This is a genomic window from Candidatus Pristimantibacillus lignocellulolyticus, assembly GCA_023639215.1.
Lineage (GTDB): Bacteria > Bacillota > Bacilli > Paenibacillales > Paenibacillaceae > Pristimantibacillus > Pristimantibacillus lignocellulolyticus.
The window spans coordinates 215,918-241,317 of sequence record CP097899.1; the positions used below are offsets into that span (position 1 = coordinate 215,918).

Annotated in this window: 22 protein-coding genes and 5 tRNA genes; 10 read left to right on the top strand and 17 right to left on the bottom strand. The window is 38.6% G+C overall.

Going from position 1 to position 25,400, the window contains the following annotated elements; all coding sequences use genetic code 11:
- The first annotated feature begins 3 nt into the window (after window positions 1–3).
- Window positions 4–1,395, top strand: coding sequence for a PLP-dependent aminotransferase family protein (locus tag NAG76_00930; protein ID URN94857.1), 1,392 nt, complete (start codon window positions 4–6; stop codon window positions 1,393–1,395).
- A 774-nt stretch (window positions 1,396–2,169) separates the two neighbouring features.
- Here the strand turns inward: NAG76_00930 and NAG76_00935 are convergent.
- From NAG76_00935 to NAG76_00945, 3 genes are read right to left on the bottom strand one after another with little or no spacing between them, the layout of a single operon-like run.
- Window positions 2,170–2,802, bottom strand: coding sequence for a DsbA family oxidoreductase (locus NAG76_00935; GenBank protein URN94858.1), 633 nt, complete (start codon window positions 2,800–2,802; stop codon window positions 2,170–2,172).
- A 47-nt stretch (window positions 2,803–2,849) separates the two neighbouring features.
- Complete coding sequence (locus tag NAG76_00940) at window positions 2,850–3,494, bottom strand: NAD(P)H-binding protein (protein URN94859.1); 645 nt, start codon at window positions 3,492–3,494, stop codon at window positions 2,850–2,852.
- 17 nt (window positions 3,495–3,511) lie between these two features.
- Complete coding sequence (locus tag NAG76_00945; protein URN94860.1) at window positions 3,512–4,171, bottom strand: SDR family oxidoreductase; 660 nt, start codon at window positions 4,169–4,171, stop codon at window positions 3,512–3,514.
- A 197-nt stretch (window positions 4,172–4,368) separates the two neighbouring features.
- Between NAG76_00945 and NAG76_00950 the strand changes: the two genes are divergently transcribed.
- A complete protein-coding gene (locus NAG76_00950; protein URN94861.1) occupies window positions 4,369–4,962 on the top strand; it encodes a TetR/AcrR family transcriptional regulator in 594 nt (197 codons plus the stop codon).
- Between the two features lie 298 nt (window positions 4,963–5,260).
- Here NAG76_00950 and NAG76_00955 read toward each other — a convergent pair.
- The 6 genes from NAG76_00955 to NAG76_00980 all read right to left on the bottom strand — a co-directional run bounded on the left by NAG76_00955 (window position 5,261) and on the right by NAG76_00980 (window position 6,643).
- A tRNA-Leu gene (locus NAG76_00955) sits at window positions 5,261–5,346 on the bottom strand.
- A gap of 266 nt (window positions 5,347–5,612) precedes the next feature.
- Window positions 5,613–5,688, bottom strand: a tRNA-Lys gene (locus tag NAG76_00960).
- Between the two features lie 46 nt (window positions 5,689–5,734).
- Window positions 5,735–5,809: transfer RNA gene (locus tag NAG76_00965), tRNA-Glu, on the bottom strand.
- A 148-nt stretch (window positions 5,810–5,957) separates the two neighbouring features.
- Window positions 5,958–6,048: transfer RNA gene (locus NAG76_00970), tRNA-Ser, on the bottom strand.
- 5 nt (window positions 6,049–6,053) lie between these two features.
- Window positions 6,054–6,129: transfer RNA gene (locus tag NAG76_00975), tRNA-Asn, on the bottom strand.
- A gap of 43 nt (window positions 6,130–6,172) precedes the next feature.
- The gene (locus NAG76_00980; protein URN94862.1) at window positions 6,173–6,643 is read right to left on the bottom strand and encodes a SprT family protein; all 471 of its coding nucleotides are present in this window, start codon (window positions 6,641–6,643) and stop codon (window positions 6,173–6,175) included.
- A gap of 228 nt (window positions 6,644–6,871) precedes the next feature.
- Between NAG76_00980 and NAG76_00985 the strand changes: the two genes are divergently transcribed.
- Both NAG76_00985 and cmpA read left to right on the top strand, forming a co-directional pair.
- The gene (locus NAG76_00985) at window positions 6,872–7,228 is read left to right on the top strand and encodes a hydrolase/acyltransferase (protein URN94863.1); all 357 of its coding nucleotides are present in this window, start codon (window positions 6,872–6,874) and stop codon (window positions 7,226–7,228) included.
- A 106-nt stretch (window positions 7,229–7,334) separates the two neighbouring features.
- Window positions 7,335–7,472, top strand: a complete 138-nt coding sequence (gene cmpA / locus NAG76_00990) for a cortex morphogenetic protein CmpA (protein ID URN94864.1) — start codon at window positions 7,335–7,337, stop codon at window positions 7,470–7,472.
- A 96-nt stretch (window positions 7,473–7,568) separates the two neighbouring features.
- Here the strand turns inward: cmpA and NAG76_00995 are convergent, their stop codons facing one another.
- The 4 genes from NAG76_00995 to NAG76_01010 all read right to left on the bottom strand — a co-directional run bounded on the left by NAG76_00995 (window position 7,569) and on the right by NAG76_01010 (window position 11,917).
- On the bottom strand, window positions 7,569–9,743 hold the full coding sequence (locus NAG76_00995) for an RNA-binding transcriptional accessory protein (protein ID URN94865.1): 2,175 nt from the start codon (window positions 9,741–9,743) through the stop codon (window positions 7,569–7,571).
- A 290-nt stretch (window positions 9,744–10,033) separates the two neighbouring features.
- Window positions 10,034–10,684, bottom strand: a complete 651-nt coding sequence (locus NAG76_01000; protein ID URN94866.1) for an MBL fold metallo-hydrolase — start codon at window positions 10,682–10,684, stop codon at window positions 10,034–10,036.
- A 1-nt stretch (window position 10,685) separates the two neighbouring features.
- A complete protein-coding gene (locus tag NAG76_01005; GenBank protein URN94867.1) occupies window positions 10,686–11,252 on the bottom strand; it encodes a thioredoxin family protein in 567 nt (188 codons plus the stop codon).
- A 56-nt stretch (window positions 11,253–11,308) separates the two neighbouring features.
- Window positions 11,309–11,917, bottom strand: coding sequence for a DedA family protein (locus NAG76_01010; GenBank protein URN94868.1), 609 nt, complete (start codon window positions 11,915–11,917; stop codon window positions 11,309–11,311).
- Window positions 11,918–12,052: 135 nt separating this feature from the next.
- On the opposite strand from NAG76_01010, the gene NAG76_01015 reads away from it, so the two are divergent.
- Window positions 12,053–12,364, top strand: coding sequence for a dehydrogenase (locus tag NAG76_01015; GenBank protein ID URN94869.1), 312 nt, complete (start codon window positions 12,053–12,055; stop codon window positions 12,362–12,364).
- A gap of 479 nt (window positions 12,365–12,843) precedes the next feature.
- Here NAG76_01015 and NAG76_01020 read toward each other — a convergent pair whose 3' ends face one another.
- Window positions 12,844–13,056 carry a hypothetical protein gene (locus NAG76_01020; GenBank protein URN94870.1) on the bottom strand — a complete coding sequence of 71 codons (213 nt, stop codon included), beginning with the start codon at window positions 13,054–13,056 and terminating at the stop codon, window positions 12,844–12,846.
- Window positions 13,057–13,270: 214 nt separating this feature from the next.
- Between NAG76_01020 and NAG76_01025 the strand changes: the two genes are divergently transcribed.
- Both NAG76_01025 and NAG76_01030 read left to right on the top strand, forming a co-directional pair.
- Window positions 13,271–14,281, top strand: coding sequence for a peptidoglycan DD-metalloendopeptidase family protein (locus NAG76_01025; GenBank protein URN94871.1), 1,011 nt, complete (start codon window positions 13,271–13,273; stop codon window positions 14,279–14,281).
- Window positions 14,274–14,705: a polymer-forming cytoskeletal protein gene (locus NAG76_01030; GenBank protein URN94872.1), complete on the top strand. Its 432-nt coding sequence runs from the start codon at window positions 14,274–14,276 to the stop codon at window positions 14,703–14,705. The genes NAG76_01025 and NAG76_01030 overlap by 8 nt, the downstream gene beginning before the upstream one ends.
- Window positions 14,706–14,997: 292 nt before the next feature.
- On the opposite strand, the gene gltB is transcribed toward NAG76_01030, so the two are convergent.
- Window positions 14,998–19,599 carry a glutamate synthase large subunit gene (gene gltB / locus NAG76_01035; GenBank protein ID URN94873.1) on the bottom strand — a complete coding sequence of 1,534 codons (4,602 nt, stop codon included), beginning with the start codon at window positions 19,597–19,599 and terminating at the stop codon, window positions 14,998–15,000.
- Window positions 19,600–19,896: 297 nt separating this feature from the next.
- On the opposite strand from gltB, the gene NAG76_01040 reads away from it, so the two are divergent.
- Complete coding sequence (locus tag NAG76_01040; protein ID URN94874.1) at window positions 19,897–21,249, top strand: stalk domain-containing protein; 1,353 nt, start codon at window positions 19,897–19,899, stop codon at window positions 21,247–21,249.
- Window positions 21,250–21,537: 288 nt separating this feature from the next.
- Here the strand turns inward: NAG76_01040 and NAG76_01045 are convergent, their stop codons facing one another.
- Window positions 21,538–21,924 carry a kinase-associated lipoprotein B gene (locus tag NAG76_01045; protein URN94875.1) on the bottom strand — a complete coding sequence of 129 codons (387 nt, stop codon included), beginning with the start codon at window positions 21,922–21,924 and terminating at the stop codon, window positions 21,538–21,540.
- Between the two features lie 261 nt (window positions 21,925–22,185).
- Between NAG76_01045 and NAG76_01050 the strand changes: the two genes are divergently transcribed.
- Both NAG76_01050 and NAG76_01055 read left to right on the top strand, forming a co-directional pair.
- Window positions 22,186–23,298 carry a UDP-N-acetylglucosamine--LPS N-acetylglucosamine transferase gene (locus NAG76_01050; protein ID URN94876.1) on the top strand — a complete coding sequence of 371 codons (1,113 nt, stop codon included), beginning with the start codon at window positions 22,186–22,188 and terminating at the stop codon, window positions 23,296–23,298.
- A gap of 170 nt (window positions 23,299–23,468) precedes the next feature.
- Entirely contained in the window at window positions 23,469–24,080 is a 612-nt protein-coding gene (locus tag NAG76_01055; GenBank protein ID URN94877.1) for a VTT domain-containing protein, read from the top strand.
- 176 nt (window positions 24,081–24,256) lie between these two features.
- On the opposite strand, the gene NAG76_01060 is transcribed toward NAG76_01055, so the two are convergent.
- Window positions 24,257–25,090, bottom strand: a complete 834-nt coding sequence (locus NAG76_01060; GenBank protein URN94878.1) for a C40 family peptidase — start codon at window positions 25,088–25,090, stop codon at window positions 24,257–24,259.
- Between the last annotated feature and the right edge of the window lie 310 nt (window positions 25,091–25,400).

Consider the following 25,400-nt stretch of genomic DNA (forward strand, 5'->3'; position numbering starts at 1 on the left):
AAAATGTTATGGATACCTATTAATAGAGCTTTAGATATTCCTTTAAATCGTCAAATCTATCAGCAAATACGCAAAAAAATTTTACATGGACACCTACTTGCTGGGGAAAAACTAGCATCCTCACGCGAGCTTTCAGTAGAATTAAAAGTATCAAGGAATGTCATTTTAGAAGCCTACGATCAGTTACTAGCCGAAGGGTTTTTAATTGCACGAAGAGGAGCTGGTACTTTTGTTGCAGAGGGGGCTTTGTTAATACAACAAACAAAGCCCATTGTTACAAATAAAGGAGGAAATTCAATAGTAGCGAAAGAAACTATAAATTTTCGCTCGGGCATCCCTGCACTCAACTTGTTTCCTCGTAAAACATGGGCAAAGATTAGTTATCAACTTTGGCAAGATAGTGAATCCTCCATTTTGGGATATGGAGTTCCAGAGGGGCGTATAGAATTAAGGCAAACTCTTGCATACTACTTATTAAAAACAAGAGGCGTTGAATGTCATCCAGAGCAAATTATCATTACATCTGGTGCGACACAAGCAATTATGCTTGTATCGAGATTGCTGTTATCACCTAATGATATAGCGATTATGGAAGACCCCATTACGAATGATATTCAAACCATCTTTAAGGATTCTGGTGCCAAAATCTATCCAATACCAGTAGATGAGTTGGGAATAAAAACAGCCCTATTACCAGACAATATGAACCCTAAATTTGTCTTTCTAACTCCCTCACACCAATTTCCTTTAGGAAGTACATTACCAATTCAACGTAGAATTGAATTAATTGAATATGCTAGAAATCATCATTGCTTTTTAATTGAAGATGATTATGATAGTGAGTTTCGCTACGAAGGGCCACCTGTTAGCTCTTTGCAGGGCCTAGATCCAGAGCTTGTACTCTACATCGGCTCTTTTAGTAAAATTCTCTCTCCTGCACTACGGATAGGATACATTGTCCTTCCAACACAGCTTATCGAAAAGTGTCGCCAATTGAAATGGTTAACAGACTTACACACACCTTCCTTGGACCAGCTTACCCTTTCTCGTTTTATACAGGAGGGCTACATGGAAAGACATATCACAAAAATGAAAAAGTTTTATAAAAGTCAACGTGATTTTCTTATCCAACGTTTACAATTAACTTTTTCACATAACGTAAAAATATTTGGCTACTCTACAGGTATGCATTTAATTGCAGAGTTTGAGAAGATAGAATTTACGCAAAATTTATTACTGAAAATCGAACAATTTGGTGTAAAGGTTTACCCAGTAGAAGATCATACAATCAAGAAGGAAAATCATAATAACAGATTGATTATTGGCTACGGTCATTTACAAAAAAACGAAATTGAACAAGGCATCAATAGACTATTTCAAGCAATCTATAATTAAGGAAATATCTATGTTAGCTTCAATTGGAAAACCATCCTATCGCCATATCTTATCTACTTTCACATTCAGTGGATGTATTAGATTATTCTCCCATGCCGCTTTAAATTATTTTCATTTCAAAATAAAAAACCTAGGCTGGAATATCAACTTAAGCTACAACCTTACTTACTTGTGATAAGGTTCTCCGCTCCCTTTGCTCTGGTAAAGCAGATTGTGTTAGTCCATCGTCTTCTGTAAACCAGAAGACGATGTTCTTAATGCTCTTGCGGTCGCTCTCCATAGTTTATTCATGGGAAAGCGCTGAATGGAGTTTACCAAGATCATGAGCATGACTACCGCTGCGTAAGCTGGAAGATTTTATTAAGCGTGTATTCCAACCAGCATTCTATGTTGATCCGACACAGGAACATTTATACCGCAACGTGGGGCAGTATTATGCATCGTTAAAGCCAACGAAGCACTTCTGCAATGTGGATACGATGAAAGAAATGAAAGAACAGCTAAAAGACCAAGCGAGAAAAGCAATGACGATTAAGGGAAAGTTATCCGTCTCCATTTGATAATTTGGAGCTTGCTTTCGTTGAGTTATGACGAAAAGAATAAAACGCCCAAAGTCCACTAAGGATTTTGGGCGTTTTATTCTTCTGCCTATTTCGCTTGAACTGCCTGACTGTTCACGGTCTGCCTGTCTATACGCTGTTCTAAAATACTTTGTAATTGTTCTCGACAATGCTTTCATAATATCTCTTTCTTACAAATACTTATTGGCTTTACTTATTGAGATGCTTGGTTAAGAGCATTTATAAATACCTCTGTTGGTTGTGCCCCGGATATCGCGAATTTTCTATCAATGACAAAGAAAGGTGCTCCCGTTATCCCTAATCGCTTTGCTGTGGCTTCATCTGAACGCACTTCGTTAGCATATTTGGATGAATCATGGAGAACTGCCATTGACTCGTCCCTATTCATTCCAACTGATTCTGCAATATCTGCTAATGTATCATGATCGCTAATTAGCTTGGCGTCCGTGTAATAAGAATAGAACAGCTTCTCTGCTAATTCCTTATCTTTACCAACAGATTTGGCATATTGGGTTAAACGATGAGCATCAAACGTATTGGTGGGCTTCACCTGGTCGATATTATACACGAGACCAATCAATGCCGCTTGTTGTTCAAGTTTAGCATGTGCCTTTTTCGCTTGCTCGATACTCATACCATGTTTCTCAGAGAGCAATTGATGCATATTTTTACCTGAGTAGAATGATTCTTGCGGATTAAGTTCAAAGCTTTTATATTCAATAACCACTTCATTGTGATGAGCGAATTGCTCCAGTGCAGACTCTAAACGTCGTTTACCAATATAACAAAATGGACAAACATAATCCGACCATATCTCGATTTTCATTCTGCATACTCCTTCACTAAAAATTGTAAAAAACCTGGGAAGTGAGCTTATTCGTTGTAAATAATAGGCATTTTTAAAATCAATTGGTTGTCACGAGCGGCAGAGTACATGAATTTAGCAACATTTTCTCTAGAAACAGATAATTTAGCCGATTTATCTCCGAATGAATAGTCATAAGATTGCCCTTTGTGTTTAACATTTGGGTTAATAATTCGAACGACTGTCCAATCAAGGTTCGATTGTTTAATAATTCCTTCCATTTTCTTCATTTCTGCATGACCGTTTGGAAGGAACACTTTGGCTAATATACCTGGAAGTATCGTTGAAATGTTTTTCTTATCGTCATCCGATTGCAACGCTGGCGTCGCAAGTGTAATTAACCTCTTTTTGTCAAGCTTTCTCATCGCTCTAACAATCAGTTCGTGTCCATCGGCAATCGGCGTGCCTTTAAGCTTTCGTGACATGTCAGATGCTGGTCCCAGTGTGCTGATTACGACATCCGCTTCAGCGACTGCCCTCTCGATGGTTGAAGTATTTGAAAGTTCCCCTTGTACAAGGGTCAAATTGGGATGTTTGAGGCTATATTTTTTTGGGTTTCTAATATATGCCGTTACGAAATCTCCGTTTTCTAAAGCTAATTGTGTTACAAGTTGTCCAATTGCACCACTTGCACCAAAAATAGTGATATTCACATTTTTACCTCGATTAATTATATTTTGTCTTCTGTTATAAACTCTTCAACGCGATCTCTCTTGGAATACATGTCGTACCAAATATCAGCGATTTTATCCTGAACTCCTGAATTAGGTTGCATCCAAATTCCAATCGATAGATGACCTGCATAAATCCCTTTATCCGCTAATTCGCTGTTCAAATTAAAGATATAATTACGAAGTCCTGAAATTGCAATTCCGACATTACCCATCCTTGGAACTGGGTGGACTGATGCACCTCCAGTTGTAAATAACAGGGCACCGCTTTGCTTATCCAACATTTCCGGCAGCACTTGCCCGACACTCGATAGAGCACCTAAAACATTGAATTGAAATTGGTATAAGGCATTTTCTTCGGTTACATCTAATGCTGGTGCTACTGTATTGATGCTCGGCGTTGGACTGTATTCAAGAACATCAATAAATCCGTATTTCTCTTTAATAGCGGTAAATGCCATCTCAATTTGTTCTTTATTTAATATGTCTGCTTGAAATGAAGCAGCTTCGATTCCCAATTGTTCTAATCCACTAACCAGCTGGTTCAGCTTTTCTTCATTTCGGGCAATAAGAGCTACGCGAAAGCCATTTTGTCCGAATTTCTTTGCAATGGACATTCCTAATCCTTCTCCTGCTCCAACGATCGCTATAGTTTTCATTTAAAATCTCTCCTTTAGTTACAGTTAATTATCAATAAGATAAATAATGATCAATGTGTTGTATATTTATCTTGTGTTTATTATGATTAATAAAAGGTCAGCATTCAATATTTAATATTTCTGATTTTGAGAGATAAAATGCAGTTTCAGCTCAAATGTCGTATATCTAACAAAAAAAATTAAGGGAATGAGTCATAATGAAGAAAAAAACCGATTTGCGTATCATTCGCTCCAAACATTCGATAAAAAAAGCGTTTATAGAGCTTCTTACTGAAAAGGGATACGAAGGGATTACGATCCAAGATATTGCCGATAAGGCGATGATTAACCGGAATACATTTTACCTTCATTATCAGAACAAGCCCGATTTGTTAAATGCGTCTATGGATGAATTATTAGAAGAACTAAATAGTACACTCAATCTTTGTTCGAGCAGTAAATCTCCAGTTAGTGGCTCTAAGCTTGAGCAATTAATGCAAACCATACTGGAAAAAATTCAGGACAATATTCCCTTTTACAAAGCATTGTTACTTGATGAGAATAGAATTTATGGTTTTCAATCAAAAATGGAGGAAATAATAAAAAATACAGTGGAAGATGGCTTGGATAATGCTCCCCTGAAGATTTCAAAGGAATTATTACTCCAATATATCGCATCTACTTTTATGGGTATTGTAATATGGTGGGTTAAAAATGATTTTTCTTATACTCCCAAGGAACTCGCTTCTCAATTCGGAAAAATTCTAACTCATGGACACTTAAAAGCCGCAGGTATTTCAATTGATGATTAAAGTGATAAATGATTACGAACAGTAGCTGGGAAGATAGAAAGAAAATGAGCTTTCTCGAATGACTCGAATAATGGCTCCTTTTCTGTTACTACACTTTAAAAAAATAATATTGCACTCTTGAAGACTAACCGAAACCTCCGCTCTTCGCTTTACCACTATTGGTGATACGGTTCTCCGTGGTGTATCTAAAACTATCATTTCCGCTCGTATTATAGCTCAATGAAATGTCAAATCTCTATAAACATCAAAAAATCCCATCAACACGTTGATAGGATTGAACTTTACTTATGAAATTGTATGGTGCGGTAAAGAGGACTCGAACCTCCACGGGTATACACCCACTACCCCCTCAAGATAGCGCGTCTGCCGTTCCGCCACTACCGCACATTGAAGAAAGCTTTCGTACTAAAATATAATACAGGATATTTGATAAGTTGTAAAGGGATTTGATAAATAAATCAAAAAGATCGGTTACAGTATTAACTTGACTCTAATCACAAATGATGGTGTTACTTTCATCCCAATAGACATGGCCCCATACAACAAAAAATCCAAGTATACGAGTATACTTGGATTTACTATGTGATGGCTTTCGCCATTATGTACAACATAACTCCATTCATCCAGCTGACTTGACATAAGAAGAAAACTGGTGAGCCATGAAGGACTCGAACCTTCGACACCCTGATTAAAAGTCAGGTGCTCTACCAACTGAGCTAATGGCTCGCATGATAATCATTACTCATGTGAGTTGCTCTCATAAGAATGGTTGTGGTGACCCGTAGGGGACTCGAACCCCTGTTACCTCCGTGAAAGGGAGGTGTCTTAACCACTTGACCAACGGGCCATCTTATACTGTCTTGAAAAGCGACAAGATGTATCTTATCACGTTTCATTTCACAATGCAACACTTTTTTTCGCGATTTTTCCGAGTATTTTTTCATTAAAAAAGACCGCTTGACGGTCCTCTAAAAGAAAGCCTACAAGAAAAAATATGGCGGAGAAGGTGGGATTCGAACCCACGCACCACTTACGCAGTCTAACCCCTTAGCAGAGGGTCCCCTTGAGCCACTTGGGTACTTCTCCATAAATGGCTCCCCGAACAGGACTCGAACCTGTGACAACTCGATTAACAGTCGAGTGCTCTACCAACTGAGCTATCAGGGAACAACAATAGTTAAAGCGAACAATTAATAATTTACCATGTAGGTTATATCTTGTCAAGCACCTTTATTAATAATTTTCCACCGCATTTTCCACAACGATATTTGTTCACATCCATCCGTCTTTTACGATAATATTTCTGCTCACACTCTGTGCATAGTAACATATATTTATAAGCTGCTCCCGTTCGCACACTCCGTTCAGGCAATGTATTACAAAATCGTGATCCCCCAACTTGTGCAAGCAGTTGCTTGAAGTCCGCATCACGATGTTTATATCCCCGCTTCAAAATATGAAGATGATAGTGACATAGTTCATGCTTAATTATCTTCTCAGTTTCTTCTTGCCCAAATGCCTCTAATTGATGAGGACTAATCTCTATATGATGACTATTCGTGAAGTAGCGTCCTCCTGTCGCCTTCAAGCGACCATTGAACGAGGCAACATGCAGGAAAGGTCTTCCAAAATATTGTAGCGACACTTGCTCCACCCATTGTTGCAATTGCTTATCATCCATTATTTTTCACCTCTTAATACTTTTTGTTCACTTCTTGATGCACTACTTTGCAAACAAAAAGTAGCTTCGAAAGCATAATTAATACTTTTTGTTCACTTCTTGATGCACCGCTTTGCAAACAAAAATTCACTTCAAAAGCATCTTATAACTACTTGAATTGTAAGCTAACAATAGGCTACACTGTCAAGTAGGACATGCTTTTATTTGAGGGGAGAGTTCCAATTTATTATGGCTACTATGCGCTACGTATTAATGCAACAAGAATCTAAGCTAACATTCATAGAAATGCCCGCAACTCACGCTTATCAGTTAAGCGCATTGAATTTGCGCCTTCGTAAAGAAATCGACAAGTTAACTGCAGAAGAAGTTCCAAACTTACCATATGCAGTGGCTGAATGTGATGCAGTAGAATTACATACTGATATCGTTCATATTCAATCAGGTCTTGATTATATTAATGATCTAGAAGCAGATTTTGCAGGTGTCAAAGAAAAATCTTACCCACTAATTTCTTTACTAACTGAGATTCGTGCACTTCAGGCTCAACTTGAACAATGGTATGAAGAGTTAGAAGAACAGGAATAGCATCAACTATTACAAGTCAAATTTGTTAGGCAGACAGACACCTATAATCTCCAAAAGCCATATGGTAATGAATCATCATCGCCTAGGCTGGAGGGAGGAACTGATCATGCCTCATTGGCTTCGTAATCAATTGATGAAAGCCTTCTTGACTCGTGATAGTCGGCAAATTCGTCTACTTAATGATTGTTGGTATTTCTATCGCACCCATAACTTTCATGTAAACTCGGAAGTTGATTCTAACTAGATCACTAATTTTAAAAACAAACAAAATTAAAGCCCAAAGCTGTAAAAGCTTTGGGCTTACTTCATGATCACAAGCGATCAATTTGAACTACCTTTTTTAGCGAGGTTTTTTCATTGTTAATCCTACACGATTCCTCTTCATATCTACTTCCAGCACCCATACCGTAACGGTATCTCCTACTGAAACCACATCCATCGGATGTTTTACAAAGCGATCACTAAGTTGAGAGATATGGACAAGCCCATCATTTTTCAAGCCAATATCGACAAATGCTCCAAAGTCTATAACGTTACGTACAGTACCATGTAATTCCATATCTTTCGTCAAATCTTCAATGTTCAACACATCTGTATGGAAGATTGGAGCTGGCAATTCCTCACGCGGATCACGACCTGGTCGCAATAAACTATCAACTATATCGTTCAAAGTCGGAACACCAACTTCTAACTTAGCAGCTGTCTCTTCTACATTCAGCGCTTTAAGTTCAGATACCAATTGTTCACTACCTACATCTCGCTCCTTCATTCCCAGTTCTTTCAATAGTGCCTTCACTACATGATAAGATTCTGGGTGAATCGGAGTATTATCTAGCAGTTGCTCACCTTCAGCTATGCGTAAGAAACCGACACATTGCTCGAATGATTTTGCACCCAAGCGTGGAACTTTTTGCAATTGAGCACGCTTAACAAAGCGTCCATTTTCATCACGATACTTCACAATATTTTTAGCAATAGTGCCATTAATACCTGCAACATAGGAAAGAAGTGAAGCAGATGCAGTATTAACATCTACACCAACATGGTTAACTGCTGATTCTACAACGCCAGTTAGCGTTTCATCCAACTTTTTCTGACTAACATCATGTTGATACTGTCCAACACCAATAGCTTTCGGCTCTATCTTTACTAACTCAGCTAATGGATCTTGGAGACGTCTAGCAATTGACACTGCACTGCGTTCCGCAACATCAAGTTCTGGGAACTCTTCAGCTGCTAATTTGGAAGCTGAGTACACACTTGCTCCCGCTTCATTCACGATAATATATTTGAGTTGTGCTGCTTTTGAATGATTTTTAATCAATGTTGCGATAAATTGCTCCGTCTCACGTGAAGCTGTACCATTACCAATGACAATCAGTTCAATATCGTACGTATCAATTAATTTGCTTATTTGCTTTTCAGCTTCAGCCGTTTTATGATGCGGTGCTGTAGGGTAGCACACGCCAACCTCTAACATTTTCCCAATATCATCAATAACAGCAAGCTTACAGCCTGTACGGAAGGCAGGATCGACCCCTAGTACTCGTTTGCCACGAACAGGAGGTTGTAATAACAGATTACGAAGATTTTCCGAGAATATATCGATCGCATGAACCTCTGCTTTTTCAGTCAGCTCCGTTCTTACTTCTCGTTCAATAGATGGAGCTAATAGTCGCTTGTACGCATCTACAATTACCTCTTGAAGCACTTGAATAATTCCTGAACTTGAAGGAGCATCCCGCTTCACAGTCTGTCTATGCATATATTGTTCAATTTTCTCGTTATCTAATTCAAAACTAACTTTCAAGATCTCTTCCCGTTCCCCACGATTAATCGCCAAAATACGATGTGAAGGTAGCTTACTAATAGGTTCTTGATAGTTGTAATACATCTCGTATACGGATTCCGCCTCTGCGTCTTTCGCTATCGTTTTCAATATACCATTGCTAAATGTGAACGTACGCACCCATGTACGAATCTTTGCATCATCTGCTAATTGTTCAGCTATAATGTCTTTGGCACCTGCCAATGCATCATCTGCGCTCTCCACGCCCTTCTCAGCGTCGATATAACGAGCCGCTTCAACTAAAGGCGCTGTATGGCTATTCTGAGCTAACAACCACTCAGCGAGCGGTTCAAGCCCTTTCTCTTTGGCCACACTTGCTCTCGTCTTACGTTTCTGGCGGTAAGGACGATATAAGTCTTCAACTTCTTGCAATTTCACACTCTTATTAATTGCAACTGCAAGTTCTTCAGTCAGTTTCCCTTGTTCTTCAATCAGTCTAAGAACTTCTAGTTTACGAGACTCAAGATTACGCATATATTGCAATTTCTCTTCAATATCACGCAGTTGATTCTCATCCAGCTCACCTGTCATCTCTTTACGATAACGCGCGATAAATGGAATCGTATTTCCTTCGTCAAGCAAACTTACAGCTGACTTCACTTTACTTTGCGGGATATTTAATTGTTTAGCAATCTCGCTGATCATTTGGTGGGTATTGGTCTCCATGTATGTACCTCTTCCTTTTTCTCATTGTAGATGTTCTTCAAACTATTGGATTGTGATTGTGATGTATCTCGAAGTAGATTACTCGGCGGCGAATTTGTCATTCATCGCTTACTCCAGTGCTCATGTACCAATGACGACGTACATTCCGCGCTTCGCTTCTCTAGCTTCATGTCATCTTCTTGACACTGATAATCCAATAATTTGAACTTATATTGAAATTGTTGTTCATCGTTCTCTTTATGCGAACAGAAGCATCCCTATGTTACTGTTAGGAATGCTTCTCATGTTTGTTATTTTACGTATGGATTGTTAGCTTTCTCGTAACCGATCGTAGTTTTGGGACCATGTCCTGAATAAACGATCGTTGCATCGTCAAGCTTGTACAATTTATTTTGAATTGAGTTATATAGATCAACTTCTTTACCACCTGGAAGATCAGTACGACCAACAGATGAGCGGAACAAAACATCTCCTGAGAAAATATGTTCGCCACATAAGAAGCTAACACTACCCGGTGAATGACCTGGTGTATGAAGTACTTTGAATGAATGCCCGATTAATTCCAATACTTGACCTTCGTCTAGTGCAAATTCTGCTGGATCAGTCGATAGCGGCTCTGTTACGTCTTGCCAACGCATCGAACCATTTTTACGAGGATCAGTTAACCAGTCAGCTTCAAGATCATGAATGTATACTGGACAGTTAGCAAGCTTACGAACTTCATCAACACCGCCCATATGATCAAAATGAGCATGAGTTAACAAGATAGCTTCGATATGAACACCTTGAATATTCTCGATTAATCGCTTCGGATTCATACCAGGATCAATAATAATTCCGCTCTTTTCTCCAGTAGCTTCATCTTGCACCGTTAGTAAATAGCAATTCGTTTGAAGTGGACCTAATGAAAAGCTTTTAATTTGAAATGTTGGTGTAGTCATATTAGACGCTCTCCAATACTTCACGTAATTCAGTAACGATATGAGCTTGGTAACCAGTACCTTCGCCATATTGTGCCATAATATCTGCGCGCACTACTGCCATACGATCTGCATAATCAGCAGCTTCACGGTCAGGATTAGTCGCTTTGAATTGTGCCATAACTTCTTGCACATGTTTCGGACGTGGACCCCATTGTCCTAGCACAGCTCCACCAGTATCAGCAATAATAACGATCGGAATAGAGCGACCACCGTATGTTAGAAATTGATCAATCGTATCAAGATGGTCTTCCATAATTAGGACATCAATTGGAATCCCACTATTTTCAAGTACATTGAACACAACTGGAATATTGCGAACAGCATCGCCACACCAATCTGCCATTACGATTAAGCAACGAAGATCGTCTCTGTTATTCAAGGATTCATAAAATGCTTTATCGTCCTCAGAAGGCCATTGGAATTGTTCTTTCCATGAAATAAATTGCTCTTTATTTTTCGTCATCCCTGCAATAAATTGTTCTGGGCTAATACCATTGCCAATCTTACTAGCTACATTTTTGCTCATTATATATACCTCTTTCCGTATGTATCATTTATGAAAATCATTCCACTTAATTATAGCTAATTTTTGCGGAATCTGCGAATGTAGAAAATAATAAATGCAATACCACATAATGCAATTAATCCGTAAGCAATGTTGGAGTACACATCCATAAATGCAACGATATCTTCCCAACGATCACCAAGCATCGCTCCAAGTGTGACTAGAATTGTATTCCATATTAATGTCCCTAGTGTCGTAAATAGTAGAAACGGTACCAGCTTCATACCCGACATACCAGCGGGAATAGAAATCAAGCTGCGAATTAGTGGAACCATACGGCATAAGAATACAGCCCAATTACCATGTTTATCAAACCACGCATCTGCACGCCTGATATCTTCCTTCTTTACTCGTAAATATTTTCCCCATCGATCAATTATTTTTTCTAATCTCTCAACATCAAGTATTCGACCGATATAATATAAAATAATTGCACCAATAAGTGAACCAAGTGTTGCGATCACGATTACACCAACTGGCGTCATCTCTGTTTTCGTTGTCATAAATCCACCAAAAGTCAATATTAATTCAGAAGGTATCGGTGGAAAAATATTTTCAAGTGCGATCAAAAACAAAATACCTAAGTAACCAAATTGCTCCATAAACTCCGTTATCCAATGTTCCATTTTCATCCCCCATCAGTTTTATTACTAAACGATATTCTAACACAATTGCGGACATGCATCCAATTTCATTGTGTGACCAGCCTAAATACATTTGCATATTATGAGTTATGTATTATAGAAGGAGCTGAACTCATAATGAAACACCAAGTTACTAATCACAGCCCTCAATTACCTACTGCTAGGAAAATACGTAGATCATGCCAAGCAGAGTTATATCGAGCGATTAAACGACTTAAAGTATACATTTCTCCAGAAAAAGTGGAGCAAGCAGAAACAATCTATTTCAAAAAAGTTGCAAGCAATGCGGTTTGGCTTCATGAACATCGTAGCAATCGAAAGAAACAAATGGAGTGGTGGGAAGAGAACGTATGTGACGAACTAGTTGCAGTATTAGAAGTAGATCGTACAGCGTTCGCAAATGCATTTCGTGAAGCTTATGGTAGCTAATCCAAAGAAATATTTGTCTGTGAACACTTCTTACTTAAAATGAGTAAGTAATATTTCATTCTGTATGACTAGTCAAATCACTGTATATCTCTAGGTAATTTGTTAGAAATAAAAATGAGCGCAGCAACCATAAGGTACTGGGCTCATTTTTTATTACCTGCATCGCTGAAATTAAGTAAGTCTTATCTCTGTTTCATTGCTATATGCTACGCTAGAAATTCCCCGATTAAAGATAATGATTTTCTTTTCCCACCCTCCCCACTTATCAAAGCGGAAAGAAATAATCTCTAGTGGAAAAGCGATAGCGGTCGTTTTTGTCCTCGGATTTATACCGCTAAACAATTACAATAAATCCGAGGCCAACGGCGATTGGAACAGAGATTGGTTCTTGAAGCGGACTCCGATTGGAACAGAGATTGGTTCTTGGAGCGGTCTCTGATTGGTACAGAGATTGGTTCTTGGAGCGGACAATAAGTGCTTCACTCCAGATCCTGCTCCACAATAATCCCCATCGAATCGGTAGTCGTCTCATCCACTAGACCATTATGCTCGGTAACATACCCTCCACCAAGTCCTTCGTTGACCATCCTGTCAACATCCATATCATAACTTTCTCGTCCTTCGTGCTCACCTGTAATTAGATCCACTTCTTGTTTCCTACGTTCTCCATCGTTTGAATAGTTGTCATTCATGCATACATCCTCCTCTAAATTCTTCCAATTTAATTTGAAATCAAAGTGAATTTCTATCGCTAATTTCTCCAAATTCTAGCTACTTCATGCAGCTGATAAATAGAATCTTTCAAACAACTTTGTAGCTTAATGGCATGTTTTATAGTTTCTCAGAATAAATAGTGATAGAACGTTCTAATTTTTAAGTAAGTTTGAAGACGGAAGGAGTATTTGTGTGAGGCATAAGCAGAACTCAAATTGGTCGTTTCTATTGATGCGCGGACCTGATCAGTCTGTGAAACAATTTAACGTGACAAAGCGATCTCTTATTGCTACACCAGTCGCTCTCATAGCTGTAGTGACCAGTTGTGTAGTCGGTCTACAACTGCAAGCCGCTTCCGAACTAAAAAGGATCGAGCAACAGCAATCTTTACTGCAGCAGCGATACGATACTATGCTTTCCGAGCATAGCTCGGATATAAATAATAAGGACAGCTATATCAACACATTGCAAACCGAACTTGTTAGCCTTCAACAGAATCAAGCAAAAATTGATGCAAAACTTATTGAATTGCAAGAGCTTGAAGATCAGCTCCAACAATTTATCCAAACCTATGGGGAAGAAGTTCCTATAAGTTTAGATAGAAGTATTACCGAAGACGAAGATAACTTACAAGGGCAACAGCAATCTTCCTATCAGATAGCTACGATGGCATATCAAGCCAATGCTCCACTACAAGAAATGAGTGACTATATCGAGGCGATGGGTATCTCTATGCAACAAACACTACGTCAAGCGAGCAAGGTTCGCGAAGAGGTTGATGCATATCCTAATCTTTGGCCAACTTCAGCTACGCAAATCACTTCAGGTTTTGGTTATCGAAGTGACCCATTTTCAGGTCAATCACGTTTTCATGCAGGTATTGATATTGCAGGTAAGAAAGGCGATACCATTTTTAGCGCTGCAGATGGTGAGGTCATTGAGACGGGATACGACAATCAATATGGCCGCTATATTATCATTTCACACTTACATGATCTGCAAACGATATATATGCATCTAGAAACAATCATAGCAAGCGAAGGTGATACCGTCGTTAGGGGTGAAAAAATTGGCTTAATGGGAAATACAGGAAAAAGTACAGGTACGCATTTACACTTTCAAATTGTTCAAAAGAATGTACCAGTCTCACCCCTACCCTTTCTCAACAATCAAAAGCATATTAAGGAGGAAAGCAATGTTTAAAGAAACTAAGCGTCTAACGGCAACCGATACTTTAATCGGGCAAGGAACGATCTTTGAAGGAAGTATTCAGACAGAGGCTAATCTTCGGATTGAAGGTGAATTTCACGGGGATATTACGTCGCAAAGTGAAATCATTATTGGAGAATACGGAGTAGCTAAGGCGGAAATTAAATGCTTGAATCTAACGATTGCAGGTCAATTACAAGGAGATGTAACGGTTACTGGCAGACTCATTATTACACCATCTGGCCAGCTAGTCGGCAATGCGATCGTGCAATCTATTATCGTACAAGAAGGTGCTAACTTTAACGGAGAATGTAAGATGATTGGCGCTACAAACAAAGTTAGTACTGCAGATGTGGAATCAATTAATAAAAATCTTGACAACAAAGCCGAAAATCGTAAAGCGAAGCAAGCAGGTTAATTCCATCAATGACACCATGATGTCTACATACATCGTCAACAATAAACAAGGTATTGAGAGCTATTAGATTGGCTCCCAATACCTTGTTTTGATTTGGTACGATTATATTATTAATCGATTTATTCCACACACATGATCCTGCAAGCGTAAGGATTTAGGGATTCCCATTATAATTATAAAAAAATAAGCTGTAGTCAAACTAATTTTACTAGTTTGGCTACAGCTCCGAAATTACCACGATATTACTGAGATGATTTATCCCTTAAGCATCGCAATTCCACAGTTAGCAATTTTACTTCACAGCTAGTAGTAATTCTTTTTTACTTGATTCAAAAGCAACTAGCAATGCATCCTCACCAGCATGACCCTCTTGCTGTGCAGATTTAATATGTTGTAGCATTTTTTTGTAATCTTTCGGAATGACTTTAACAAAGTTTTTCAACTCTGCATTAAGATCACCTAGAATACGAGAAGCTACTTCACTTTCCGTGTAGATGACATGCTTCTGTAACATTGAACGAAGTTCTTCAACATCTTCATGCTCTTCGATATGCTCAAGAAGAATCATTTCTAGATTGCTGCGACCCAGTAATAGTCGGTCTGGATCGTATACGTAAGCTACGCCACCAGACATACCAGCACCAAAGTTACGTCCTGTTTCACCGAGAACAACTACACGTCCACCAGTCATATACTCACAACCATGGTCACCCACGCCTTCAACGACAACATTAGCGCCTGAGTTTCTAACTGCGAATCGTTCGCCAGCTATACCGCGAATATATGCTTCTCCACCAGTTGCACCGTATAACACAGTATTACCAGTAATAACATTTTCTTCAGCAACAAATGTAGAACGTTTTGATGGAGATACGATAATTTTACCACCTGATAGTCCTTTACCGAAGTAATCATTCGTATCACCCTCAACGGAAAGTGTAATTCCTTTCGGAACAAATGCACCGAATGATTGGCCAGCTGTACCGACAAATTGATACCAGATTGTATCTTCAGGAAGTCCTTTTGCACCATAGCGACTTGTAACCTCATAACCAAGCGTTGTTCCAACAACACGGTCAGTGTTCAAGATCGGGAACGTCCCACGAACTTGTTCACCATTCTCAAGTGCCGCTGTTGCATTGGGAATAAGTTCTCTAGCATCAAGTGAAAGCTCCAGTCCATGATTTTGCTGCTTAGAATTGTAACGAGTAGAACCTTCAGCAGGCTCTTGCTCATGTAGAATCGCAGATAGATCAAGACCTTTAGTTTTCAAATGATCAGCAAGTACTTTTGTTTGAAGACGGTCTACACGACCAACCATATCTTGAACGTTACGGAAACCAAGCTCAGCCATAATTTCACGTAATTCCTCAGCAATAAAACGCAGGTAGTTTACGATATGAGATGGATCGCCCGTGAACTTTTTACGAAGCTCAGGGTTTTGTGTAGCTACACCAACTGGACAAGTATCTAATTGACATACGCGCATCATAACGCAACCTAGAACAACTAGTGGTGCTGTTGAAAAGCCAAATTCTTCTGCGCCAAGTAATGCAGCAATAGCAACATCACGACCATTCATCATTTTACCATCGGACTCAAGTACAATACGATCACGCAAATTATTCAGCATCAACGTTTGATGTGTTTCTGCAAGACCGAGCTCCCATGGAAGACCAGCATGACGAATAGATCCGATAGGTGAAGCACCCGTACCACCATCATAACCACTGATCATAATTAGATCAGCGCGACCTTTTGCTACACCCGCTGCTATCGTTCCAACACCTGCACCAGATACTAGCTTCACACTAATTCGAGCACGAGGGTTAGCATTTTTTAAGTCATGAATTAATTCAGCCAAATCCTCAATCGAATAAATATCATGATGTGGTGGAGGTGAGATTAGACCAACACCTGGAGTAGAACCACGAACTTCTGCAACCCAAGGATATACTTTCTGACCTGGTAGTTGACCGCCTTCACCTGGCTTAGCACCTTGTGCCATCTTAATTTGAATCTCATCTGCGTTAACGAGGTAATGACTCGTTACACCGAATCGACCAGATGCTACTTGTTTAATTGCACTACGACGTAGATCACCGTTTTCGTCAGCAACGAAACGTGATGGATGCTCTCCGCCTTCACCAGTATTAGATTTACCACCTAGACGGTTCATTGCAATTGCTAAGCTTTCATGAGCTTCTTGGCTAATAGAACCGTATGACATTGCACCTGTTTTGAAACGTTTCACGATAGAATCAACAGATTCAACTTCTTCAATTGGAATTGATTGGCCATCTGTTTTGAAGTCGATTAGAGAACGTAACATTAGATGTTTTTTGTTCTCACCTTGAACTAGGGTAGAGAACTTTTTATATAATTTATAGTCGTTGTTACGAGCTGATGTTTGCAGTGTATGAATCGTTTGTGGAGTAAGTAGATGATCTTCACCATCACGTCTCCATTGATATTCACCACCAGAGTCAAGTTCACTTTCAGCACCTTCTTGTGCTGCGAATCCACGATCATGTGAATTTTGCGCATCTTTAGCGATTTGCTCAAGATCAATACCGCCAATTCTAGATGGTGTCCAGGTGAAATATTTCTCGATCAAACTTTCTTGTAATCCAACTGCTTCAAAAATTTGTGCACCACGATAAGACTGAATAGTAGAGATACCCATTTTGGATAAAACTTTAACTACACCTTTAGTCGCTGCCTTAATGTAGTTCTTAACTGCTTTATCATAAGTTACGCCGCGCATCGTGCCATTGGCAACCATATCTTCAAATGTTTCATATACAAGATAAGGGTTAATGACGTTAACACCGTATCCAAGTAATAATGCAAAATGATGCACTTCTCTTGGTTCACCTGATTCAAGTAAGATCGACACTTTGGTACGAGTACCTGTACGAATAAGATGATGGTGCAAAGAAGAAACAGCAAGTAATGCTGGAATTGCAGCATTTTCTTGGTTGACACCACGGTCAGAAAGGATGATCAAGTTATGACCTTTCTCAATTACACGATCTGCCGCTGCGAACATTTCATCCAAAGCGGTCTCAATACCAGTAGCACCGCTACCAGCTGGGAAGAACATCGGAATAGTTATTGCTTTGAATCCTTCACGTCGAATATGACGAAGCTTTGCAAATTGCTCATTAGACAAGAATGGCGTATCTAACTTTACATGTCGGCAGCTTTCTGGTTCTGGATTCAATAAATTACGCTCTGGTCCAATTGTCGTAATAGTCGAAGTAACGAGTTCCTCACGAATCGCATCGATTGGCGGGTTAGTTACTTGTGCAAACAATTGCTTGAAGTAGTTATAAAGCATCTGTGGACGCTCTGACAACACTGCTAGTGGTGCATCATAACCCATGGAGCTCAAAGGTTCTTGACCTCCAAGTGCCATCGGCTCCATCACTTTACGAATTTCTTCGTAAGTATAGCCAAAAGCTTGTTGACGTTGTTGCAAGCTTTCTTTACGAACTTCTGGCAACGTTGGTGCATCTGGCAAATCAGTTAAAGCAACAAGATGCTCATCAAGCCACTGCTGATAAGGCTGTTCAGCTGCAATCATCGCTTTAATCTCTTCATCCGGTACTATGCAACCTTTCGCTGTATCAACGAGAAGCATACGCCCTGGACGCAAACGGTCTTTATATACAATATCCTCTGGGGCAACTGGTACTGCTCCTGCCTCAGATCCTAAAATGATATGATCATCTTTTGTTACATAGTAACGAGCTGGACGTAGTCCATTACGGTCAAGCATTGCACCGATCTGAACGCCATCTGTAAAGCCCATTGCTGCTGGCCCATCCCAAGGCTCCATCAATGAACTATGATATTCGTAGAACGCTTTACGATCTTTATCCATACTTTCATGATTAGACCACGGTTCTGGAACCATCATCATAGCCACATGTGGAAGAGAACGACCTGCAAGAGATAAAAATTCAAATGTATTATCAAACATCGCAGTATCAGAGCCATCTGGAGCAATAATTGGTTTTATCTTTTCTAGATCATCACCAAACAACTCGCTAGCGAACAATGTTTGACGAGCATGCATCCAGTTCACATTACCTCTTAGTGTATTAATTTCACCATTATGAATCATATAGTGGAATGGATGTGCTCTTTCCCAGCTTGGGAATGTATTGGTACTGAAGCGAGAGTGAACAAGTGCCATTGCAGATTGTACTGCATCATTGTTCAATTCGATATAGAAGGAGCCAACTTGCTCCGTTGTAAGCATACCTTTATAGACTATTTTGCGGGAAGACATACTAGAGAAGTAGAACATTTCTCCACCTGCTTGATCTCCGTAACGAATCGCAAGCTCAGCACGTTTACGAATGACGTACAATTTTCGTTCAAATGATAGAGTGTCCACAAGAGCTGCATTACGTCTAATAAAAACTTGAGCCACATATGGCTTTACAGACAATGCAGATTTTCCTAGCTTCTCATCGTTTGTTGGAACTTCACGGAAGCCGATCAATTGTTGACCTTCTTCAGCAATAATTGAAGCTAATTTGTTCTCTATATCAGAACGTTGCTCTGCATCTTGAGGCATAAACATCATACCAACTGCATAGTTTTCCGGCTCAGGTAGAACAATACCTTCCTTATTAAGTTCACTTGCGAAAAATGTATGAGGGATTTGAATTAATATCCCTGCGCCATCTCCTGTATTCGGTTCACTACCTTGACCACCACGATGTTCCATGTTTTCAAGCAATTGTAGCGCTTTACTTATGACATCATGAGACTTTACGCCTTTAATACTAGCAACAAAGCCCATTCCGCAAGCATCTTTTTCGAATTGCGGGTCATATAGTCCTTGTCTAGGAGGTAAACTAACTGTTTGGTTTTTCATCGTATATTTCCCCTCTATATTAAAAATAAAGAATATTGATTAACTGCTTCTTCTTTATGGGAAGTTATTATAAAATAGTAGAGAGTGTAATATTCCCTACATCCTCCCAATATTAATTGTTCATCTTGTCTAAATTACATTATGATTTTTTGTGATTTTCACACAATCAACTCATATAGCAATCTAACAACGATTAGGAATAATATAATATTAGCACTATTTGAATAATAAATATAGAGGGAATATACCACAAAACCTTGATATACAAGGGAATTCAATAGAAGGGATTTGTACTTTATGTATACAAATTTACAGTTTAAAAATTTTAGAGGAAGCGTCATTATCGCTGGATTAACCGCGCTATTACTTGTATTTTCTGTCTTTTCACCTATTTCAGCATACGCTGAACAACCAATGATCAGTAACGGAAAAATACAAACGAAAAAAAATAATTTTAATGTTGTAGTTTTAGGTGATTCTTTGGCTGCAGGTTACCAAAAAGGGTTCGATTCGACTTCTGTACCTTATGGATTCGGAGAAATCGTCTATGAACAAGCCATGTTTCAAGGTAATCGTGCAACATATACAAATTATGGAGTACTGGGATTACGTTCAAGCGGATTACTGAACTGGTTAACTGCTATGGAAAAACAACAACATATTACTGCAAATGAAGTGCAACAAGGATTGAAAGATCCAAGAGTGGATACGATAATTGGAGATACTAAAGCATTACATGAATCCATTACTGGTGCTGATCTTATCGTACTTTCTATTGGCGGAAATGACTTTTTAAATATTCTTGCAGGGTTAGACCTAACGAAAAGCGTCTCTTCTATGAGTGCTGATGAAAAAAATGCACTTGTAACACAACTACAAGCATCTACTGATAATTACAAAAAGAATTTGACTAATATTCTAACAATTATTCAAAGTCTCAATTCTGACGTAGTTATCGCTAGCCAAAATCAATATCTACCTCTACCTAAAATGAAATTTAACGGTGTAGAATCCTATCTTCAAGTATCACCCGATTTGGCAGAATTACTTGTTGGTGCACAAACTAACTTGAATAAAGAATTTGATTCTATTATAGAAGCTTTCAAGAAATCAGGGTTACACATTGACTATATTGATGCAGCAGCAGTAATCGATGGTAATGCTCTTGGGCTTACTGATATCGCAACATTAGATGTACATCCAAATGCAACAGGCTATCAAAAATTAGGGGAAGCTTATAGTAACTTGCTATGGGGAGAATACAAAACTGCAGCTCCACGAAAAGCTGGAGATCCACTATCTGTCATCGTTAATGGTAAAGACGTGGTCAGTACGTATCCGACGAAAGTTATTAATGGTCGTACTTATCTAGTATTGCGCGATATTACAACTGCAGTTGGAGCAGAACTATCTTGGAGCAATAAAACAGAAACAGCAACTGTTAAATTAAACGATCGTGTAGTAGAATTGAAAGTTGGTTCTAATAGTTATCTTGTAAATGGTAAATCATATCCATTAGATGCTCCAGTCTTTTTATCGAAAATTGGTAAAGAAAATAAAACTTATGTACCAATTGCCGCTTTATCTTCAGGATTAGACTTATTCGTGCAATATTGGGGCAAACAAAAACTAGTGTTTGTAAATAATTAAATAAGCTTCGTAGCTTATTCAATGTCGAGTAAGCTACGAAGCTAGTCAGCGTTATCAAGGGGTGCTTTGGAAGTACTTCTCTTCATGGAGGTTTGGAACTGCCAAATTAAATAGAGGTTCAAATCATTCGCTTGTCAGCACCAAGAAGATGACCCACAGCGGAAACGAGTAGCACAGCGTACGTTGTTGGTACGTGAGCACACGCAGGCTTTCGATGGGTGTCATATTCGCCGCCGACTAATCTACAGCGCATAACCGCGTGATCACGAGTGGATGTTTTGAACTACCTTACCTCTCGTAATCTTGTAGTAGCTCTTTAAGGATGACCATACTCTTCCCCGTCCATTGATTGAGTTTGTGTAGTTGATTCAACTGTTGATTGGCAGCTATAAGTAACGATTCTTTATAATCCGGAATCGAACCACTATATGGCTGAACATCTCTTGGTAAGACTGTTGTTTTCTCTGTGTAGCTCAGTGCTCTACGTTCATGAAACATAGCTACATCAGGCTCATTAGGATTATGTAGATCACCTTGGTCTGGATGTTTGATAACCGCAAGTATTTTTACAACAAGACGTGGAGAATAAATCTCATATACTTCACCAATATAAATACCTGTACGTACCTTTGCTTGTACAAGCTGACCAATTTCAAATGCTGTTTGCTGTTCCATTCTGGACCTCCTACCACTTTTCATTAGATTGTTGATACACTTCATTGCAAATGAAAAGTTACATCGGAAGCATATACTTCTACTTTTCATGTAATTATTAATATTACATTTGCTTGTGAAAAGTCGCTTCGGACGGAAAATATTCAACTTTTCATTTAAAATTACTGTAAATGAAGAAGATATGAATAGCAAGCAGAATAAACTGGACTTGTATAACATTGTGCAGGCAAGTAATATGATAGATATAAAGAAGGTGAATTTATGAGTAAGAAAAGAGTATTGCTGCTATCCGAAGGCTTTGGTTCTGGCCATACCCAAGCAGCCCATGCTCTTAGTGAAGGCTTAAAACAACTTAATCCTGATCTTTCAACTAAAGTATTTGAGTTAGGTAGCTTTCTCAATCCAACCGTAGCTCCGCTCATCATTAGCGCCTACCGAAAGACGGTTAGTTCGCAACCGAAAGTTGTAGGGATGATGTATCGAAGTAACTATCGTAAACCAACGAACGGAATTGCAAAGTTAGCACTCCATAGATTATTTTATACACAAGCACTAAGAATCGTACGACAGTTAAAGCCAGATCTTATTATATGTACACATCCTATTCCGAATATGATCATTTCTCGTCTGAAAAAAGATCGAATCAACACACCTTTAATTACAGTGATTACTGATTATGATGCTCATGGTTCTTGGGTCAATCCAGAGGTTAACCAATATCTAGTCTCAACTACAATTGTAAAACAACGACTACTTGATAAAGGTGTAAGTGAAAATCAAGTATCTGTAACTGGCATACCTATACATCCCAAATTTTGGAAAACTATTGACCGTGATCATATCCGTTCTCGTTTTCATCTCCAAAACCTACCTACTGTATTAATAATGGGTGGTGGTTGGGGATTACTTCATGAAGATAGTGCTTTATCTTATATGACCAAATGGCGAGAAACAACGCAACTGATCATTTGTGTAGGTTCCAATGACGACATGAGAAAAAAACTGTTGGATGATCCACTATTCCAACATCACAACATACATATTATTGGCTTTACTGCTTATATTAACGAATTAATGGATGTCTGTGATTTATTAGTAACAAAACCAGGTGGGATGACTTGCACAGAAGGATTTAACAAAGCATTACCGATGTTGTTCTATGAACCAATTCCAGGTCAAGAAGAAGAAAATTGTGATCACTTTATAAATATGGGGTTTGGGGAAATGCTTACTTCAAATGATACCGTTGATCGCTGGTTCAAATTACTGCATGAGGAACAATCTTTATTGGAATATCGACAAAAACTTAAAAATACGCGTGACAATACTTATAGTCCGCAAGCTTGTCCGAAGGCTGTACTGCAATTCATGTAGTACAGTTTTTTTTGAAACCAATAATTGTGTAAATCGTATTGTTTATTATTCGATTATTAGTCCCAAATTTATGTTACACTAAATATACTTTACTAATAAAGGATTGTTACTTTCCAAACAATATAAATATTAGTTGAGAGTTAGATACACAATAAAAGGAGCACGCTTAGATGGATGCATTTCTTAAATTTTTGGAAAGTTTTGGACCTTTAGGATTAGCTATACATTCCTTCCTAGACGCCGTAATTTTTCCTATTCCCGCATTTTTTACCCAGGTATCTTTAAGTATGGCTCATCCTCAATCAGCATTATGGCTCGCAACGATAGGTTTTATTGCTTGTTTGCTTGGTACTCCAGTAGGATACTTAATAGGTCGATTTTTTGGTGCCGCTATTTTACAACGTCTTTTAAAACCTGAATGGATTGAAAAAGCTACTCATTATTTTACGACACGAGGTTCAAGCGCAATATTAATCGGTGCTTTTACTCCCATTCCATTCAAAGTATTTACGATATTATCTGGTGTAATGAAATATCCGTTATGGCAGTTAATGGCTTATGCAGTAGTAGGTAGAGCTGTTAAATTCTACGTAGTAGGTGTTCTATTCTATATGTATGGTAAAGCTGCAGAATCTATGGTCTCTAACGTATCTCTATATATTTTCCTTATAGCTGTACCGATCATTGTTATCTTTATTCTTATTCGTAAACAACTTCAGAAGAAAAAAGCACTTAAAGCGTCTGCCTTACAAGAAAATAGCAATCAAACTATTGAATCTTAATACTATATTTATTAATAAAAAATCAGCATCTACACTGGGATTTCCCCTCACTGTAGATGCTGATTTTTTATTTTTCAATTATTCTTTCATTAAAAAAGATGCATGGCTAATTCGGCAGTTGACCTGCGTCATAACCATGCATCTCTCCGGAGAACTATTTGAGTATGAAATGTTTACTATTTCAAGGCACTACCGCCATATAAGAAGCGATACTCCCAACTATTCCCTGTAACTTTACTTGTTGTTACGCCGCCTCCAGCATTAGAGTACGTATGAAGTATTTGTCCGTCACCCAAGTAAATACCAACATGAGTAATTCTTTGAGTGGATTTATTAATACCAGCATAACTAGAAGCACTTGATCCTTTAGATGACATGAAGAACATTAAGTCTCCACGTTTCAAATCACTAATTTTAGTTACTGTTTTACCAAGGTTTTTCACATATGTCCCTTGTTGTCTAGAGTCAGCTGGTAAAGTAATGCCTAATGCTTCCTTAAAGGCTTGTCTAACAAAATCTGAACAATCAAAAGTTGTTGTCGTGTTACGATTAGAACCATATTCATATGGAGTTCCTAAATATTTCATACCAGCAGCAATTACTTTTTCTACAGATGAGCTAGTAGCCGTATTAGAGCCGTTAGAGCTTGACCCACTGTTAGATCCACTATTAGAACCTGAATTGTTAGATGAACTTCCTACAACTTCAGTATATTTACTAGCATTGGATATATATCCTTTTTTACCGTTTTTATCTTGAACTTGTAACCATCCGTTAGATGCAAATCCAATAACAGTAACAGTCTCCCCTTTTGATAACATTCTTATAACTGAGCTACTAGAGTTAGAACTAGTTCTCATGTTAACTCCCCATGTTACTTCTGCCTGTTGATTAACCGCGCTTACTTCTGCTGCATATGCGCTAGGAGTCGCAGTAATAGACAGACCTCCTACGAATAAACTCACTGCAAGTGCTGCAGTTGTTACTTTGTATTTGATTGAATAACTCATTCTGCTATTCTTCCTTCCTCTTGCTGTATTCGCCTCGTTAAGCGTTGATGTCATTATAGGATTAAAAGGAAGGACTAGGCATCTGACTACTTGCCTAAAAATGTAGACCTGCAAATGAGCAAAAAATAGGTCGTTAAACGGTGAGAGAATATTAATAAAGGGCGCATCTCAAAAGAGATACGCCCTTACTTATTCTCATTATTATAGTTACCCCGAAGCATATAAACATTAGTAAAGTGAGAACCTTCTCATTACTCTCTACTTTTTCAAAGTTATAGAACTAGGACTTTTGAACCGATTTTATAGGACC